Source organism: Microbacterium schleiferi (assembly GCF_020781975.1).
Lineage (GTDB): Bacteria > Actinomycetota > Actinomycetes > Actinomycetales > Microbacteriaceae > Microbacterium.
This window is the reverse complement of sequence record NZ_JAJGNI010000007.1, coordinates 162,130-176,974: the sequence shown is the minus strand read 5'-3', so window position 1 is coordinate 176,974 and position 14,845 is coordinate 162,130. Positions and strand designations below refer to the sequence as shown.

15 protein-coding genes are annotated in these 14,845 nt (G+C 65.7%); 7 read left to right on the top strand and 8 right to left on the bottom strand.

Annotated features, from left to right (window positions below; translation table 11 throughout):
* Positions 1-101: 101 nt before the first annotated feature.
* The 3 genes from LL236_RS10135 to trpD all read right to left on the bottom strand — a co-directional run bounded on the left by LL236_RS10135 (position 102) and on the right by trpD (position 2,948).
* The gene (locus LL236_RS10135; RefSeq protein WP_228178680.1) at positions 102-1,094 is read right to left on the bottom strand and encodes a PHP domain-containing protein; all 993 of its coding nucleotides are present in this window, start codon (positions 1,092-1,094) and stop codon (positions 102-104) included.
* Positions 1,095-1,249: 155 nt separating this feature from the next.
* The gene (locus tag LL236_RS10130; RefSeq protein WP_228178624.1) at positions 1,250-1,744 is read right to left on the bottom strand and encodes an aromatic ring-opening dioxygenase LigA; all 495 of its coding nucleotides are present in this window, start codon (positions 1,742-1,744) and stop codon (positions 1,250-1,252) included.
* 142 nt (positions 1,745-1,886) lie between these two features.
* On the bottom strand, positions 1,887-2,948 hold the full coding sequence (gene trpD, locus LL236_RS10125) for an anthranilate phosphoribosyltransferase (protein WP_228178623.1): 1,062 nt from the start codon (positions 2,946-2,948) through the stop codon (positions 1,887-1,889).
* Positions 2,949-3,051: 103 nt separating this feature from the next.
* On the opposite strand from trpD, the gene ctaE reads away from it, so the two are divergent.
* From ctaE to LL236_RS10095, 6 genes are all read left to right on the top strand, one after another.
* Entirely contained in the window at positions 3,052-3,696 is a 645-nt protein-coding gene (ctaE, locus tag LL236_RS10120) for an aa3-type cytochrome oxidase subunit III (protein ID WP_228178622.1), read from the top strand.
* Between the two features lie 24 nt (positions 3,697-3,720).
* Complete coding sequence (gene qcrC / locus LL236_RS10115; protein WP_228178621.1) at positions 3,721-4,524, top strand: cytochrome bc1 complex diheme cytochrome c subunit; 804 nt, start codon at positions 3,721-3,723, stop codon at positions 4,522-4,524.
* A gap of 41 nt (positions 4,525-4,565) precedes the next feature.
* Entirely contained in the window at positions 4,566-5,645 is a 1,080-nt protein-coding gene (gene qcrA, locus LL236_RS10110; protein ID WP_228178620.1) for a cytochrome bc1 complex Rieske iron-sulfur subunit, read from the top strand.
* Positions 5,642-7,516, top strand: a complete 1,875-nt coding sequence (qcrB, locus tag LL236_RS10105) for a cytochrome bc1 complex cytochrome b subunit (protein WP_228178619.1) — start codon at positions 5,642-5,644, stop codon at positions 7,514-7,516. The genes qcrA and qcrB overlap by 4 nt, the downstream gene beginning before the upstream one ends.
* Before the next feature lie 163 nt (positions 7,517-7,679).
* The gene (locus tag LL236_RS10100) at positions 7,680-8,084 is read left to right on the top strand and encodes a rhodanese-like domain-containing protein (RefSeq protein WP_228178618.1); all 405 of its coding nucleotides are present in this window, start codon (positions 7,680-7,682) and stop codon (positions 8,082-8,084) included.
* A gap of 57 nt (positions 8,085-8,141) precedes the next feature.
* A complete protein-coding gene (locus LL236_RS10095) occupies positions 8,142-9,056 on the top strand; it encodes a DMT family transporter (RefSeq protein WP_228178617.1) in 915 nt (304 codons plus the stop codon).
* A 67-nt stretch (positions 9,057-9,123) separates the two neighbouring features.
* Here LL236_RS10095 and LL236_RS10090 read toward each other — a convergent pair whose 3' ends face one another.
* The 5 genes from LL236_RS10090 to LL236_RS10070 all read right to left on the bottom strand — a co-directional run bounded on the left by LL236_RS10090 (position 9,124) and on the right by LL236_RS10070 (position 14,205).
* Complete coding sequence (locus LL236_RS10090; protein WP_228178616.1) at positions 9,124-9,540, bottom strand: cytochrome c oxidase subunit 4; 417 nt, start codon at positions 9,538-9,540, stop codon at positions 9,124-9,126.
* Between the two features lie 3 nt (positions 9,541-9,543).
* Positions 9,544-11,310, bottom strand: coding sequence for an aa3-type cytochrome oxidase subunit I (gene ctaD / locus LL236_RS10085; protein WP_228178615.1), 1,767 nt, complete (start codon positions 11,308-11,310; stop codon positions 9,544-9,546).
* Positions 11,310-12,221 (bottom strand): aa3-type cytochrome oxidase subunit II, encoded by a 912-nt coding sequence (gene ctaC / locus LL236_RS10080; RefSeq protein WP_228178614.1) that lies wholly within the window; start codon positions 12,219-12,221, stop codon positions 11,310-11,312. Before ctaC ends, ctaD begins: the two co-directional genes overlap by 1 nt.
* A 138-nt stretch (positions 12,222-12,359) precedes the next feature.
* Positions 12,360-12,725 (bottom strand): iron-sulfur cluster insertion protein ErpA, encoded by a 366-nt coding sequence (erpA, locus tag LL236_RS10075; protein ID WP_228178613.1) that lies wholly within the window; start codon positions 12,723-12,725, stop codon positions 12,360-12,362.
* Between the two features lie 85 nt (positions 12,726-12,810).
* Positions 12,811-14,205 carry a dipeptidase gene (locus LL236_RS10070; protein WP_228178612.1) on the bottom strand — a complete coding sequence of 465 codons (1,395 nt, stop codon included), beginning with the start codon at positions 14,203-14,205 and terminating at the stop codon, positions 12,811-12,813.
* 46 nt (positions 14,206-14,251) lie between these two features.
* Here LL236_RS10070 and LL236_RS10065 point away from each other — a divergent pair, with 46 nt between their 5' ends.
* Positions 14,252-14,815 carry a DUF3043 domain-containing protein gene (locus LL236_RS10065; RefSeq protein ID WP_228178611.1) on the top strand — a complete coding sequence of 188 codons (564 nt, stop codon included), beginning with the start codon at positions 14,252-14,254 and terminating at the stop codon, positions 14,813-14,815.
* The last annotated feature ends 30 nt before the right edge of the window (positions 14,816-14,845 follow it).

Genomic DNA, 14,845 nt, shown 5'->3' with positions numbered 1-14,845 from the left:
GCGGCAAGATCACCTGGACCGGCTGCGGCATGCACGTCGAGCAGGCCCTCGCCGGTGTTCCCAAAGATCAGCTCTGCACCTGCAACTGACGTCGCGCCCGCTTACCTCCGCGTGGCGGTCCACTCCTGCAGGCGCGCCAGTGGCCACGTCGTGACGATCCGGTCAGCCGGAACCCCGACGCGCTCCGCCCGCTCGGCGCCGTAATCCAGCAGCGACAGATGACCCGGCGCATGCGCGTCGGAGTCGATCGAGAACAGGCATCCCTTCGCCAGGGCGAGCGCGATCAGTTCGTCCGGCGGATCCTCGCGTTCGGGACGCGAATTGATCTCGACAGCGACACCGTGTTCCGCGCACGCATCGAAGACGCGATCCGCGTCGAACTCCGACGGCGGCCTCGTCCCCCGCTGGCCGCTGACCAGCCTGCCGGTCACATGCCCGAGAACATCGATCCTGCCGCTTCGCACGGCGCGCAGCATCCGTGTCGTCATAGGGCCGCGCTCCATCCGCAGCTTCGAGTGCACTGATGCCACGACGATGTCCAGTGAGCGCAGCAGGTCATCCTGCTGATCGAGCCCGCCGTCTTCGAGGATGTCGACCTCGATGCCCGTGAGCAGGGTGAACCGATCGTCGCGGAAGCTCTCCACGATCGGGATCTGCTCCCGCAGCCGCTGCGCCGACAGGCCGTTTGCAACCCGAAGCCGGGGCGAATGGTCGGTGAGCGCGAGGTACTCCCGCCCGAGCTCACGCGCCGCCTTCACCATCGCCGCAATCGGCGTCGTGCCGTCCGACCAATCGGAGTGGCTGTGCAGGTCGCCGCGCAGCAGCGCGCTGAGCGCAGAGGGCCGGATGCCGGCCCGTTCCCGCAACTCGGCGAGATAGTCCGGCACGCGCCCCTCCCGGGCCTGGACGATCACCGCGAGGGTCGAATCGCCGATCCCCTTCCGGCGCCGCAGCCCCGCGGTGTCGGCCAGCTGCGCGGCATCCAGCCCCTCGATCGCTGCGGCGGCAGCACGAAACGCTTTCGCCTTGTAGCGGATCGCCCGCTCGCGCTCCAGAAGCAGGGCGATCTCGATCAGCGCGTCGTACGGCTGCAGCTCCGGCTCGCTCATGCCGCCCAGCCTGACACGCCCCACCGACCGCGCGCATCGCCTTCTGCAGGTAGGCAAAATCCCGGGCGTAGGTCGATTGCTGTCGCGATCGACCTACGCCCGGGAGAAGTCCTACCTCCGCGAGGAGGGGCGTCGGCGCGTCAGGGGGTGACGGCCGCGCGCTTGACGACGACAGGAGCGCTGGCGAGACGGTGCAGTGCCCAGCCGAACAGGATGGAGAGCACACCGATACCCATCGCGAACGCGGCGACACCGAAGCTCACGACTGACGTGAACAGGGATGCCCGCAGGAACGACGCGTTCATCATGGTCGCGCGCACCGGGTCTTCGCGGTCGAGCTCGGCGTAGGTGGCGCCCCCGGATGCCTCGAGAGCGTGATGCTGAATGATGTCGGCCTGCACATAAGCGGTGAAAGGGCCGGCAACGGTCTGCCCCTGGAACGCGATCGCGTCGTCGGGGATCGTGATGTTCTCGGCGCGCAGCTGGCTCGAGACGGTGGCCCACACGATGATGCCCACGATGATGAGCAGGGCGCCGCCGACGATGCCGAGGATCCCCACCACCTTCACGAGACCGAGGTTGCGGGCAGGCGCCTGAACGGTGTCAGTGGCGCTGGCTGTGTCGGTGGCGGACATGGCAGATTCTCCTTCAGGGACGTGCGTCGTCGGGGGGGGGATTCGGCGGTGTATCTCACCGTCGACGTCCACGTTACGAAACCCGTTCCCGTACGGAAAGTGACGTAGGTCCTCCGGCAGGATATTCGGTGAATGACCCAGGTCAGGGGGCAAGCGCCACAGTCGCCTCAGCCCACGCCTGCAGCTTCGCTGCCGCTGCGCCCGAATCGACGGCCGCCGCAGCATCCTCGCGGGCGTCCCGCAGACGCTCCACGATCGGCAGCTGCGCCTGCGCGGCATCCTGTGACAGCCGGTACGCCACGATCCCCGCCGCCGCGTTCAACAGCACGATGTCACGCACCGGCCCAGCGTCTCCCGCCAAGACACGCCGAACGATCTCGGCGTTGTGGTCGGGCGCACCCCCGCGAAGGTCGTCGAGGGTCGCGAGCGGGATGCCGAGATCCCGCGGATCGAGATCGTGCTCGTGGATGTCGCCGCGCGACACCTCCCAGATGCGGCTGTGTCCGGTGGTGGTCAGTTCGTCCAGCCCATCGTCGCCGCGGAACACCAGCGCTGTCGCGCCGCGCGTGCGGAACACGCCGGTGATGAGGGGCACGCGGTCCAGGTGCGCAACCCCCACCGCATTGGCCTCGGCACGGGCGGGATTGCACAGCGGGCCGAGGAAATTGAAAACCGTGGGGACCCCGAGCTCGGCGCGCGTAGGCCCGGCGTGTCGGAAACCCGGGTGGAACGCGGCGGCGAACGCGAAGGTGATGCCCGCCCGGTCGAGGACCTCGGCCACGGCATCCGGACTCAGCCGCAGATCGACGCCGAGAGCCGACAGCACATCGGAAGACCCGGATGCCGAACTCGCCGCCTTGTTCCCGTGCTTGACGACCGGGATTCCCGTGGCCGCCGCGACGATCGAGGCCGTCGTGGAGACGTTCACGGTGCGGTGGCGGTCACCACCGGTTCCGACGATGTCCAGAACGTGAGGATCCACCGGAAGCGGCAACGCGGCCTCCAGGATCGCGTCGCGGAAACCCACGATTTCGTCTACGGTCTCGCCCTTGGCGCGCAGGGCGATGAGGAATCCTGCCAACTGTGACGGCGTCGCCTCCCCCGCCATGATCTGACGCATCGCCCACGTCGACTCCGACACGCTGAGGTCCTCGCCCTCGAGGAGCGCACTGATGATCGAGGACCAGGACGGCTGCTGGGTCATGGCTCCGAGCGTAGCGGGGCGGGCAACTGAGGTGCGCCTAAGTCGCAAACCACCTCACATCAGTGGTGGCTCATGCGAAACCTCAGGCAAATCTTCAGCCATAATGAAGAATGTGACCACCAGCTCAGCGACGTACTCCCAGGCCATGCGGTCGGTCAAGCGACCCGACCCGGTCGCAGTTGGAACCATCGTGTGGCTCGGCAGCGAAGTCATGTTCTTCGCCGGCCTTTTCGCGATCTATTTCACACTGCGAAGCACCTCCCCCGACCTGTGGGCCCAAGAGACCCAGCTGTTGAACGTCCCGTTCGCTGCGGTCAACACCACGATCCTGGTGCTCTCATCCGTCACCTGTCAGATGGGTGTGTTCGCCGCTGAGCGTTTCCAGCCGTACACGGTCAAGACCAACCGGTTCCGCGACCGCTGGGGCATGGTCGAGTGGTTCTGGCTGACCTTCGCTCTCGGCGCCATCTTCGTGTCGGGCCAGGTGTGGGAGTACGCCCAGCTCGTCGCCGAAGGGATGCCCATCCAGGCGAACGCGTACGCCTCGGCGTTCTACCTGACGACCGGCTTCCACGCCCTGCACGTGACCGGTGGCCTCATCGCCTTCCTCCTCGTGATCGGACGCGCCTTCGCGGTCAAGAACTTCGGCCGCAAGGAGATGACCTCGTCGATCGTCGTGTCGTACTACTGGCACTTCGTCGACGTGGTCTGGATCGCCCTGTTCTTCGTCATCTACTTCCTCAAGTAACCCGAGCGGAGCTGAATCACCCTCATGGCACGACAGACCAAGCGCCGCTCGACCGGCCGCCGGAGCCCCTGGGCAGCGACCGCACTGATCGGCATCGGACTGCTCATCACGGGCGGCGTCTACGCGGGCGCCTCCGCTGCGATGGCGGCCACCGAACCCGACACCGCCACGGCGACCAGCCTGACGATCGAGGACGGCAAGAAGCTGTTCCAGGCCAACTGCGCCACCTGCCACGGCCTTGACCTGCAGGGCACCGAGAACGGCCCCTCGCTCTATGGTGTCGGCGCCGTCGCCGTCGACTTCCAGGTCGGCACGGGCCGGATGCCGCTGCAGATGCAGGGTCCCCAGGCCCCCCAGAAGCCGGTGCAGTTCACCGACGAGCAGATCCTCGCGATGGCCAACTACGTGCAGTCCGTCGCTCCCGGTCCCGACTTCCCGGACCCCGAGATCCTCGACGGTGAAGGCGACGTCGCACGCGGAGCTGAGCTGTTCCGCATCAACTGCGCAATGTGTCACAACGTCGCCGGCGCCGGTGGCGCCCTGACCGAGGGCAAGTACGCTCCCGCCCTGACCGAGGTCAGCGCTCTGCACATTTACGCCGCGATGGTCACCGGCCCCCAGAACATGCCGGTGTTCAACGACATGTACCTGACCGACGAGGACAAGCGAGACATCATCTCGTCGCTGCTGTACATCCAGCAGACCGAGTCCCCCGGTGGATTCAAGCTCGGGTCGCTCGGACCGGTCGCTGAGGGTCTGTTCATCTGGATCTTCGGGATCAGCACCCTGATCGGCATCACCGTGTGGATCACGGCGAAATCCAACTGACCCCGTATACCGAATACGTAGCAAGACGCTAGAGGAGCACCATGGCACACGAGGACGACCCGCACGGCCTCGACAGGGCGTCGTACCAGCCCTCGTCGGGAACGGCCGTCGCCGTCACCGACCCCGTGCGTAACCCCGAGCTTCCGCCGCACCGTGAGCGGATGACCGACAAGGACCCGGCGGCGATGAAGCGCGCCGTCCGCACGATCTACACGCTCTTCTACATCTCGGTAGCCGGGTCGCTGTGGGCAGTTGCCGCCTACATGATCTTCCCGATCGAGAGCGGCGAGATCCCGGCGATCCGCGACAACAACCTCTTCATCGGCCTCGGCATCGCCCTCGCGCTGCTGGCTATTGGTGTCGCCGCGATCCACTGGTCCAAGGCGGTGATGTCCGACAAGGAGCACACCGAGGCCCGCCACCCCACTCGTGGCACCGACGCGACGCGTGCCGGCGCCGTAGCCGTCTTCGAAGCCGCCAACGAGGAGTCAGGATTCGGACGACGCACCGTCATCCGCGGCGGCCTCTTCGCGGCCCTGATCGCCTCGATCCTTCCGGCGATCACCCTCTTCCGTGGTCTTGCCCCCGAGAACACTCCCGAGCGCCCCAACGCGGGCAACCCGGTGTACCTCCTCAGCCACACCATGTGGAAGCCCGGCATGCGTCTGGCCAAGGACCCCGAGGGCACGCCGATCAAGGCATCCGAGGTCACTCTCGGCTCGGCGGTGCACGTGATCCCCGAGCCGCTCGCCGAACTCAGCCACGAAGAGGGCTACCTCGAAGAGAAGGCCAAGGCGATCGTGCTGCTGGTGCGCATGCTGCCCGAGCAGATCACCGAAACACCTGAGCGGGCGACCTGGTCGTACGACGGCATCGTCGCTTACTCCAAGGTCTGCACCCACGTCGGCTGCCCCGTGGCTCTCTACGAGCAGCAGACACACCACCTGCTCTGCCCCTGCCACCAGTCGCAGTTCGACGTCTCGGACGGCGCGAAGGTCATCTTCGGGCCCGCAGCACGTCCGCTGCCGCAGCTGCCCATCGAAGTGGATGACGAGGGTTACCTCGTCGCGCAGAGCGACTTCACCGAACCCGTCGGCCCGAGCTTCTGGGAGCGCCATTGAGCACCGCCACCGCTACTGACGAGACGGCCGTCGGTACCACCAGAGAAAAGCCGCTCGGCGGCCGATTCGTCGGCGCCACCGCCAACTACCTCGACGAGCGCACCAGCCTCTCGGGACTGGTCAAAGAGCTCGGTCGCAAGATCTTCCCCGACCACTGGTCGTTCATGCTCGGTGAGATCGCGCTGTGGAGCTTCGTCGTCGTCCTGCTCTCGGGAACGTTCCTGACGTTCTTCTTCCAGGCCTCGATGGTTCCCACCCACTACACGGGCGCCTACATCCCGATGCGTGGCGTGGAGATGTCGGCGGCGCTGGACTCGACCCTGCGGATCTCGTTCGACATCCGCGGCGGTCTGCTGGTGCGCCAGATCCACCACTGGGCAGCGCTCGTGTTCATCGCCGGTATCGGTGTGCACATGCTGCGAGTGTTCTTCACCGGCGCGTTCCGCAAGCCGCGTGAACTGAACTGGCTGATCGGCTTCGTGCTGTTCGTCCTCGCGATGGGTGAGGGCTTCACCGGCTACTCGCTCCCCGACGACCTGCTCTCGGGCAATGGCCTCCGAATCATCGACGGCATGATCAAGGGCATCCCGCTGATCGGCACCTGGACCTCGTTCCTGCTGTTCGGCGGCGAGTTCCCCGGCATGCAGATCGTCGGACGCCTGTACACACTGCACATCCTGCTGCTGCCGGCGATCCTGGTCGCGCTGCTCGCGGCACACCTGATCCTCATGATCATCAACAAGCACACGCAGTTCGCCGGCCCCGGCCGGTCGAACGACAACGTCGTGGGCTACCCGATGCTCCCGGTGTACGCCTCGAAGATGGGTGGATTCTTCTTCATCGTCTTCGGTGTGATCGTGCTGATCGCATCCCTCTTCACGATCAACCCGGTCTGGAACTACGGTCCCTATGACCCCTCGCCGGTGTCTGCGGGTACCCAGCCTGACTGGTACATCGGATTCGCCGACGGTGCGCTACGTCTCGTGCCGCCGCACCTCGAGACGGTCTTCTGGGATCACACCTGGTCGTGGAACATCATCCTGCCGATCACGGTGCTGGTGCTCTTCATCGCCCTGGTCGCGCTCTACCCCTTCATCGAGGCGTGGATCACCGGCGACAAGCGCGAGCACCACATCGCGCAGCGTCCGCGCAACGCCCCGACCCGCACCGCCATCGGCGCCGCCGGCGTCACCTTCTACGCGGTGCTGTGGGCAGCGGCATCCTCCGACATCATCGCCACCCACTTCTGGGTGACGATGGAGGGTGTCATCCACACGCTGCAGGCTCTGCTGTTCGTGGGTCCGGTCATCGCCTACTTCGTCACGAAGCGCATCGCTATCGCGCTCCAGAAGAAGGACCGCGAGATCGCCCTTCACGGCTACGAGTCGGGCCGCATCGTCCGCCTCCCCGGTGGTGAGTACATCGAGGTTCACCAGCCCGTCGACGAGTACGAGCGCTGGAAGCTCGTGGACTTCGAGACCTACGAGCCGCTGGTCGTTCGTCCGAACTCGCGTGGGCAGATTCCGTGGCACCAGAACTTCCGTGCCTCGCTGTCGCGCTGGTTCTTCGAAGACCGCCTCGCTCCTGTCACGCAGGCCGAGGTCGACGAGGCGCTCTCGCACCAGCACCACGAGCTCGACCACATCGCCGAGCAGGAGGATGCCGAGATCCAGGCGATGCACGAGCGCGCCGGGGTTCCGGATGCTCCGCACCACCCGATCACCGACGGCAAGCAGTCCGAGACGGCTGTTCGCCCGACGAACGTGATCGTCACTGACGAAGTCGTGGAGAACACGGCTGCCGATAAGGGCACGTCGAACACGGATGTCGATCCTGACGACGACGTTCACCCCAGCGGCGACACGAAGTAGTCCCGAATCAACCAGTGCGCGGGCCCGGCATCCACGGATGTCGGGCCCGCGCCGTTGCCCGCATCTCACTGCAGCGGGCAATGGCAGGATCCGGCCGAAACGTGGCCGCAGGAGGGTGCCTGCGGCGCTCTCAATGTCATGACTTGCCTCTAGTGTCGGCATCATGAGCAGCGCAGACTTCTTCGCCACCCGCCTCGCCCACGAGACCGATCCGTCGGACGTGTACGCCGCTCAGAAGGCCGGAGAAGACATCGTGCTCGTCGATGTGCGCGGCGTCGACGCCTGGCGCCAGGGACGCATCACCGGCGCGATCCATATGCCCTACCGCGAGATCGCGGAGCGCGCCCCGCGCGAGATTGCCCCGGACGCCACTGTCGTCGTGTACTGCTGGAGCCCGGGCTGCAACGCCGGCGTCAAGGGAGCGCTCGAGTTCGCAAAGCTCGGCTACGCGGTCAAGGAGATGATCGGGGGGTTCGAATACTGGGCACGGGAAGGCCAGCCGACCGAGAACGATGACGGTCCGCTCCCCCGCGAGTTCGACCCGCTCGTGATGGTCGTGCGCCGGTGAACGAGGGGTCCGATTCCCGCCAGTGCCCTGGCCGCCCCGGCGAGTAGCGTGACCGTCGTGTCCTCGTCGCCGACTCTCGCGCCAGCGCGCTCCAGCACCGTGGTCCTCATGTTCGCGGCGCTGTCGCTGGTGTGGGGAGCGAGTTTCCTCTTCATGAAGGTTGCGGTTGACTCCTTCGACCCTGCTCAGGTGGCTCTGGGACGCATCATCCTGGGCTCTGTCACGCTCGCCACGATCATGGCACTCACGCGTCGACGGTGGCCGCGCGAAGGCCGCCTGTGGGTGCACATGATCGTCGTGGCGGTCTTCTTCTGCCTTCTGCCGTTTCTGCTCTTCGCCTGGGCTGCTCAGAGCCTGCCATCCGGGCTGTCGGCCATCCTGAACGCGACCACACCGTTGTGGACGACACTGGTGGCCGTCGTCGTGCTCCCCAGCGAACGGATGACGGCACGACGCCTGGTCGGGGTGATCATCGGAGCTATCGGTGTCGCGATCGTCATGGGCGTGTGGGATGTCGTCTCCTCCGCAGAGTTCGCCGCATCTCTTCCCGCGCAGCTCGCTTGTCTGGGTGCCACCGCCTCGTACGGCATCGCTCTCGGCTGGATGCGGCGCTTCATCACGGGGACCCACACCCACGACAGCGTGACGATCGCGTCGACACAGATGGCGGTGGCAGGGGTGCTCGCCCTGGCTCTGCTCCCCGTCATCGGTCTCTCGCCGGTAGCCTGGGCCCCGGCCCCGGTCCTCGCGCTCGTCGCCCTCGGATGTCTGGGAACCGGGATCGTCTACGTCTGGAACACGCGCGTTGTCACCGAGTGGGGCGCCGTCGGTGCGTCGACCGTCACGTATGTGATTCCGGTGGTCGGAGTGGCGCTCGGCATCATCGTGCTCGGCGAACGGTTCACGCTGAACGAGCTCATCGGCGCGTTCATCGTGATCGGCGGCGTGCTCCTCGTCCAACGCTCCCGCTAATCAGGGCTCTCAACGGAGAGCGCGCAGCGAGGGGACGGACGCAGGGCCTAGCCGGCGAAGCGGGAACCTAGCGGGCGAAGTAGCCGCGGTAGTACTCGTAGACCCAGCCGATGATCGCGACGACGAAGATACCGAGGCCGATGGGCACCATCCACGCGCCGACCGCGAGCCCGATGATGGCGACAGCGGCCGAAGATGCGAGGACGAGGGGCCACCAGGACCAGGGACTGAACTCACCGATCTCGGGGTCACCGTCGTCGATGTCCGCTGTGAGAACGTCCTCCGGCAGTTCACCACCCTGCGCGCGGTGAACGGCGCCGGTGTAGAACCCGATGAGTGCACCCATCAGAGCGGTGAAGAACAGGGCGACGGTGCCAACCCACTCGAGGTTGCCATACCAGATGACGCTCCAGACGGTGTACGCGATCGCAACGAGAGCGAAGAAGCCCGTGAGGATCCACCACAGCGACACATTGGTGCGCATGGACTACTTCACCTTCCCATCGGCAAGATCGACAACCGGTGTGTGTGGAGCATCCTTGGCCGGGCCGACACCGACCGTCATCGGCGCAGCCTCGGGGTGGTTCAGGTCGAATGCCGGACGCTCGCTACGGATGCGCGGGATCGATGTGAAGTTGTGTCGCGGCGGCGGGCACGACGTAGCCCACTCGAGCGAACCACCATAGCCCCACGGATCGTTGACCGTGACCTTTGGCGCCTTGCGAGCGGTGATCCACACGTTCAAGAGGAACGGAATCATCGAGACAGCGAGAATCATCGACCCGACGGTAGAGAGCTGGTTCTGCCAGGTGAATCCGTCGGCTTCCGCGTAGTCGGCGTATCGGCGGACCATGCCCTCGACGCCCAACCAGTGCTGGACGAGGAACGTCATGTGGAAACCGATGAACAGCAACCAGAAGTGAACGTAACCGAGGCGCTCGTTGAGCATGCGGCCGGTCCACTTGGGCCACCAGAAGTAGAAGCCGGCGAACATCGCGAACACGACGGTGCCGAAGACCACGTAGTGGAAGTGGGCGACGACGAAGTACGAGTCCGACAGGGCGAAGTCCAGCGGCGGCGAGGCGAGGATGACGCCGGTCAGACCACCGAAGACGAACGACACGAGGAAGCCGAGCGAGAAGATCATCGGGGTCTCGAACGTCACCGAGCCGCGCCACATCGTTCCGATCCAGTTGAAGATCTTCACGCCGGTGGGCACCGCGATCAGCATCGTCATCAGGGCGAAGAACGGCAGCAGCACCGAGCCGGTGACGTACATGTGGTGCGCCCACACAGCGACCGAGAGAGCGGCGATCGCGATCGTCGCGTACACGAGCGTCTTGTAACCGAAGATCGGCTTGCGGCTGAAGACCGGGAAGATCTCGGACACGATGCCGAAGAACGGCAGCGCGATGATGTACACCTCGGGGTGACCGAAGAACCAGAACAGGTGCTGCCACAGCAGCACGCCCCCGTTCTGTGGGTCGTAGATGTGCGCACCGAGCACGCGGTCGGCGGCGGCGGCGAAGATCGCGGCGGCCAGCACCGGGAAGGCCATGAGGATCAGGATGCTGGTCACCAGCGTGTTCCAGCTGAAGATCGGCATCCGCCACATCGTCATGCCGGGGGCGCGCATCGTGATCACGGTCGTGATGAAGTTGACGGCTCCGAGGATCGTGCCGAAACCGCTCATGCCGAGGCCGAGCATCCAGAGATTGCCGCCGACCCCCGGTGAGAAGCTCGCGTTCGCCAGCGGTTGGTAGGCGAACCACCCGAACGCGGCCGCACCCTGCGGGGTGAGGAAGCCGGAGATCGCGATGATCGAGCCGAACAGGAAGAGCCAGAACGCGAAGGCGTTCAGGCGGGGGAACGCGACGTCGGGGGCACCGAGCTGCAGGGGAAGAATGGCGTTCGCAAACCCGGCGAACAGCGGAGTCGCGAACATCAGCAGCATGATCGTGCCGTGCATCGTGAACAACTGGTTGTACTGCTCCTTCGTGGGCAGCACCTGCATGCCGGGTTCGAACAGCTCCGCACGGATGATGAGCGCCATCACACCGCCGAGCAGGAAGAACAGGAACGAAGCGATCAGGTACATGTACCCGATCGTCTTGTGGTCAGTGGAGGTGATCCACTTGACGACGATGTTGCCCTTCTGCTCGACACGCGACGACGACATCAGCGCCGCCTGCCGTGCCGGGAGAGTGCGCGGGCGCGACGAGTCCGCGTCCTGAAGCGGCAGCGTGGTGGCCATCACTCGTTCCCCTCATCTGACTGCTGGACCGAGGGATCCGTGGGATCGTTCGGCGTGTTCTGCAGGCGGTCGTATGCGTCGTTGATGTCGCCGGTCTGACCCTTTGCCTCGAGACTTGCGAGGTAGTCCTCGTACTCGTCGGCGCTCACGACCTGGACGGTGAAGAGCATCATCGAGTGGTACTCACCGCACAGTTCCGCACAGCGGCCTGCGTAGGTGCCCTCACGGGTCGGAGTGAAGGACCAGTAGTTGTCCTTCCCGATGTACATGTCCTTCTTGTAGAGGAAGTCGACGACCCAGAACGAGTGGATGACATCCCGCGACTGCAGTTTGATCTGCACGGTCTGGTCGACCGGCAGGTACAGCGTCGGCAGCGCCTCCTGGTCGATGTTGCCGGCCTTGTCGGGCTGGGCCTGAATACCCATCGTCCAGACGGCGTCGGAGTTGTCTTCCTCGTCACCGTTGTACTGGAAGTCCCACGCCCACTGCTTGCCGATCGCGGTGATCGACACGTCCGGGTCTTCGTACTGCGTCTCGATGATCGCCTGGTCCCGCGCCGTGAAGGCGAAGAAACCGATCACGAGGATGAACGGCACGATCGTGTAGAAGATCTCGATCGGCATGTTGTACCGCAGCTGCACGGGCAGGCCGGTCTGGCCCTTACGGCGACGGTAGGCGATCGCGGCCCACCCCATGAGCGCCCACGTGATGACGCCGACAGCCAGCAGCACGATCCACGAGTTGACCCACAGTCCCGAGATCATCTCGGTGTGGTTGGTCGCAGGAGTTCCGTCTTCGACGAAGCCGGGAAGGAATCCGTTCAGCTCCGTCGGCGTACATCCTGCGAGCACCAGGGCCGCGGCGGCACCAACCGGAAGAAGAACCCAGCGGAGTCGGCGTTTGGATGGCACAGGCGCACCTTTCCACGTTGCGAAGTGTGACTGTGGTCAGTCTAGGGCAAGCTCACACCTGCTTGAGGCCAACCACTCAGCATCCACGCACTTTCGGGATACTGAAGGTCGGCCTTCTCGCAGGCTGAAGCTTCTGGGTCAGTGGAAGCTGTCACCGCACGCGCAGCTGCCCTGCGCGTTCGGGTTGTCGATCGTGAAGCCCTGCTCCGAGATCGTGTCCTTGAAGTCGATGGTTGCGCCGTCCAGGTACGGGACGCTCATGTCGTCGACGATGACTTCCACGCCCTCGAAGTCGACGGTCTTGTCTCCGTCGAGATACCGCTCGTCGAAGTACAGCTGGTAGATGAGTCCGCTGCATCCGCCGGGCTGGACAGCCACGCGGAGACGGAGGTCATCGCGGCCCTCCTGGTCGAGCAGGTTCTTGACTTTTGCGGCGGCGGCGTCGGTGAGCGCGACGCCGTGCTCGCGGGCGGTCTGGTCCGTGGTCAGTGCGGTGTCGGTCATGACTCTCCTTATCGGCTGAAGCCGTCGGGGCGGATGCTGAAATTCTACGCCCGCTCTCGGCGAGGACGGCGGAAATGCGGGCGGGTCAGAGCGTGCGCGCGTCCAGCTTCTCCAGCAGCAGCGCCTCGGAGATCAGCGCATGCCGGAAGGTCTCGAGGTGGAGTGACTCGTTGGGACTGTGCGCCCGGGAGTGCGGATCCTCCACACCCGTGACCAGGATCTGCGCGCCCGGGAACTCGCGGACCAGGTCCGCGATGAACGGGATCGATCCGCCCACCCCGATATCGACCGGATCGACGCCGTACCCCTCGGTGAGTGCCTCGCGGGCATCCTGGACCGCCCATCCTGTCGTGTCGACGAGGAACGGGTTGCCGAGGTCGACATCGAAGAACTCCAGCCGAGCCCCGAACGGCGCGTGGGCGCGAAGGTGTGCCTTCAGCGCTGCGTAGGCGTCCGCCGCGGACTGCCCGGGCGCGACGCGCGCGCTGATGACGACGGTCACCTCCGGAGCGAGCGTGTTGGAGGCCGAGGCGACATCGGTGGCGTCGATGCCGATCACGGTGACCGACGGCTTGTTCCAGATCCGCCCGATGATCGATCCCGCGCCGATCGGGCTCACCCCGTCGAGCAGGCCCGTCTCCGAGCGCAGGGTGCTCTCGCTGTACTCAGGGGTCTCGGCCTCGCGCGAGCTCAGGCCCTCGACGCCGACCGATCCGTCGGCGTCCCAGAGCGTGGCCAGCAGCGTGACCGTGGCGAGCATGGCGTCGGGCACCGCTCCCCCGAACATTCCCGAGTGGGATGCGTGATCGAGCGTGCGCACCCGCATCGAGAAGCGCGCGTTGCCGCGCAGCGAGACCGTCAACCCGGGGGTTCGGTCGTCCCAGTTGCCCGAGTCCGCGACAACGATCACATCGGCGCGAAGCGCGTCGGCGTTGTCGCTGAGGAACTGCGCGAACGAGCGCGAGCCGTACTCCTCCTCCCCCTCGATGAACAGGGCGAGACCGAGGTCGAAGTCGGGACCCAGCGCCTCGACAAGTGCACGGATCGCACCGATGTGCGCCATGATCCCGGCCTTGTCGTCGGCGGCGCCACGACCGTAGAGCCGGCCCTCCCGAACCGTGGGTTGGAACGGCGGGGTCTCCCACAGCGCCTCGTCACCGACGGGCTGGACGTCGTGATGGGCGTACAGCAGGACGGTCGGGCGACCGTTCCTCGCTGCACGTGTCGCGAGCACGGCAGGCTGCCCGAACTCCTCCGTGCCGGGAATCGCTGCCCGCTTGATGGTCACGGCATCGAACACTCCCGTGCCTTCGACCAGGGCAGCCACTGCCTCTGCGCTGCGTACGAGTTGCTGCTGATCCATCGATGGCCAGGCGATCGAGGGAATCCGCACCAGATCGCCCAAATCCGCCAGCGCACGGGGGATGCCGGTCTCGGCGGCGTCACGGACAGCATCGGAACGGGAGGCGATATCACTCATGCGGGTAATCTTAAGGACTACCCGTAACGCGACAGCGAGGATCATCGTGGCCAAGACCCCCGCCCCCGAGGCACCGAAGGACGCGTCGACGTCGACCGTCGGCAAGGGAAAGGCGACTCCGAGCCGCGCCGAGCAGGAGGCTGCACGCAAGCGCCCGCTCGTTCCCGACACGAAGGAAGCGAAGGCGCAGCGCAAGGCCGAGCTCGCATCAGCCCGGGAACGCGCCCGCATCGGCATGGCCAACGGTGAGCAGAAGTACCTGCCCGCGCGCGATCAGGGACCGCAGCGCAAGTTCGCCCGCGATTTCGTGGACGCCGGTTGGCACCTGGGCGAGGCAGTCATGCCCGCGATGGTCGTGGTCATCGTCGCAACCTTCATTCCGCTGAACTTCATCCAGTACTGGGCGTTCGTGGCGCTGTGGGTGTTCATCTTCTTCGTGATCGGCGACATGATCATCACGTCGATCCGCGTCAAGCGCGCGGTGCGCGACAAGTTCGGCGCAAGCAAGGTTGAGAAGGGGCTCGGCTGGTACGCCTCGATGCGCAGCGTCCAGATGCGCTTCATGCGCCTACCCAAGGCCCAGGTTCGCCGGGGCCAGTACCCCTCCTGAGATCGGTCTAGCAGCTTGGCGCGCTCCGCT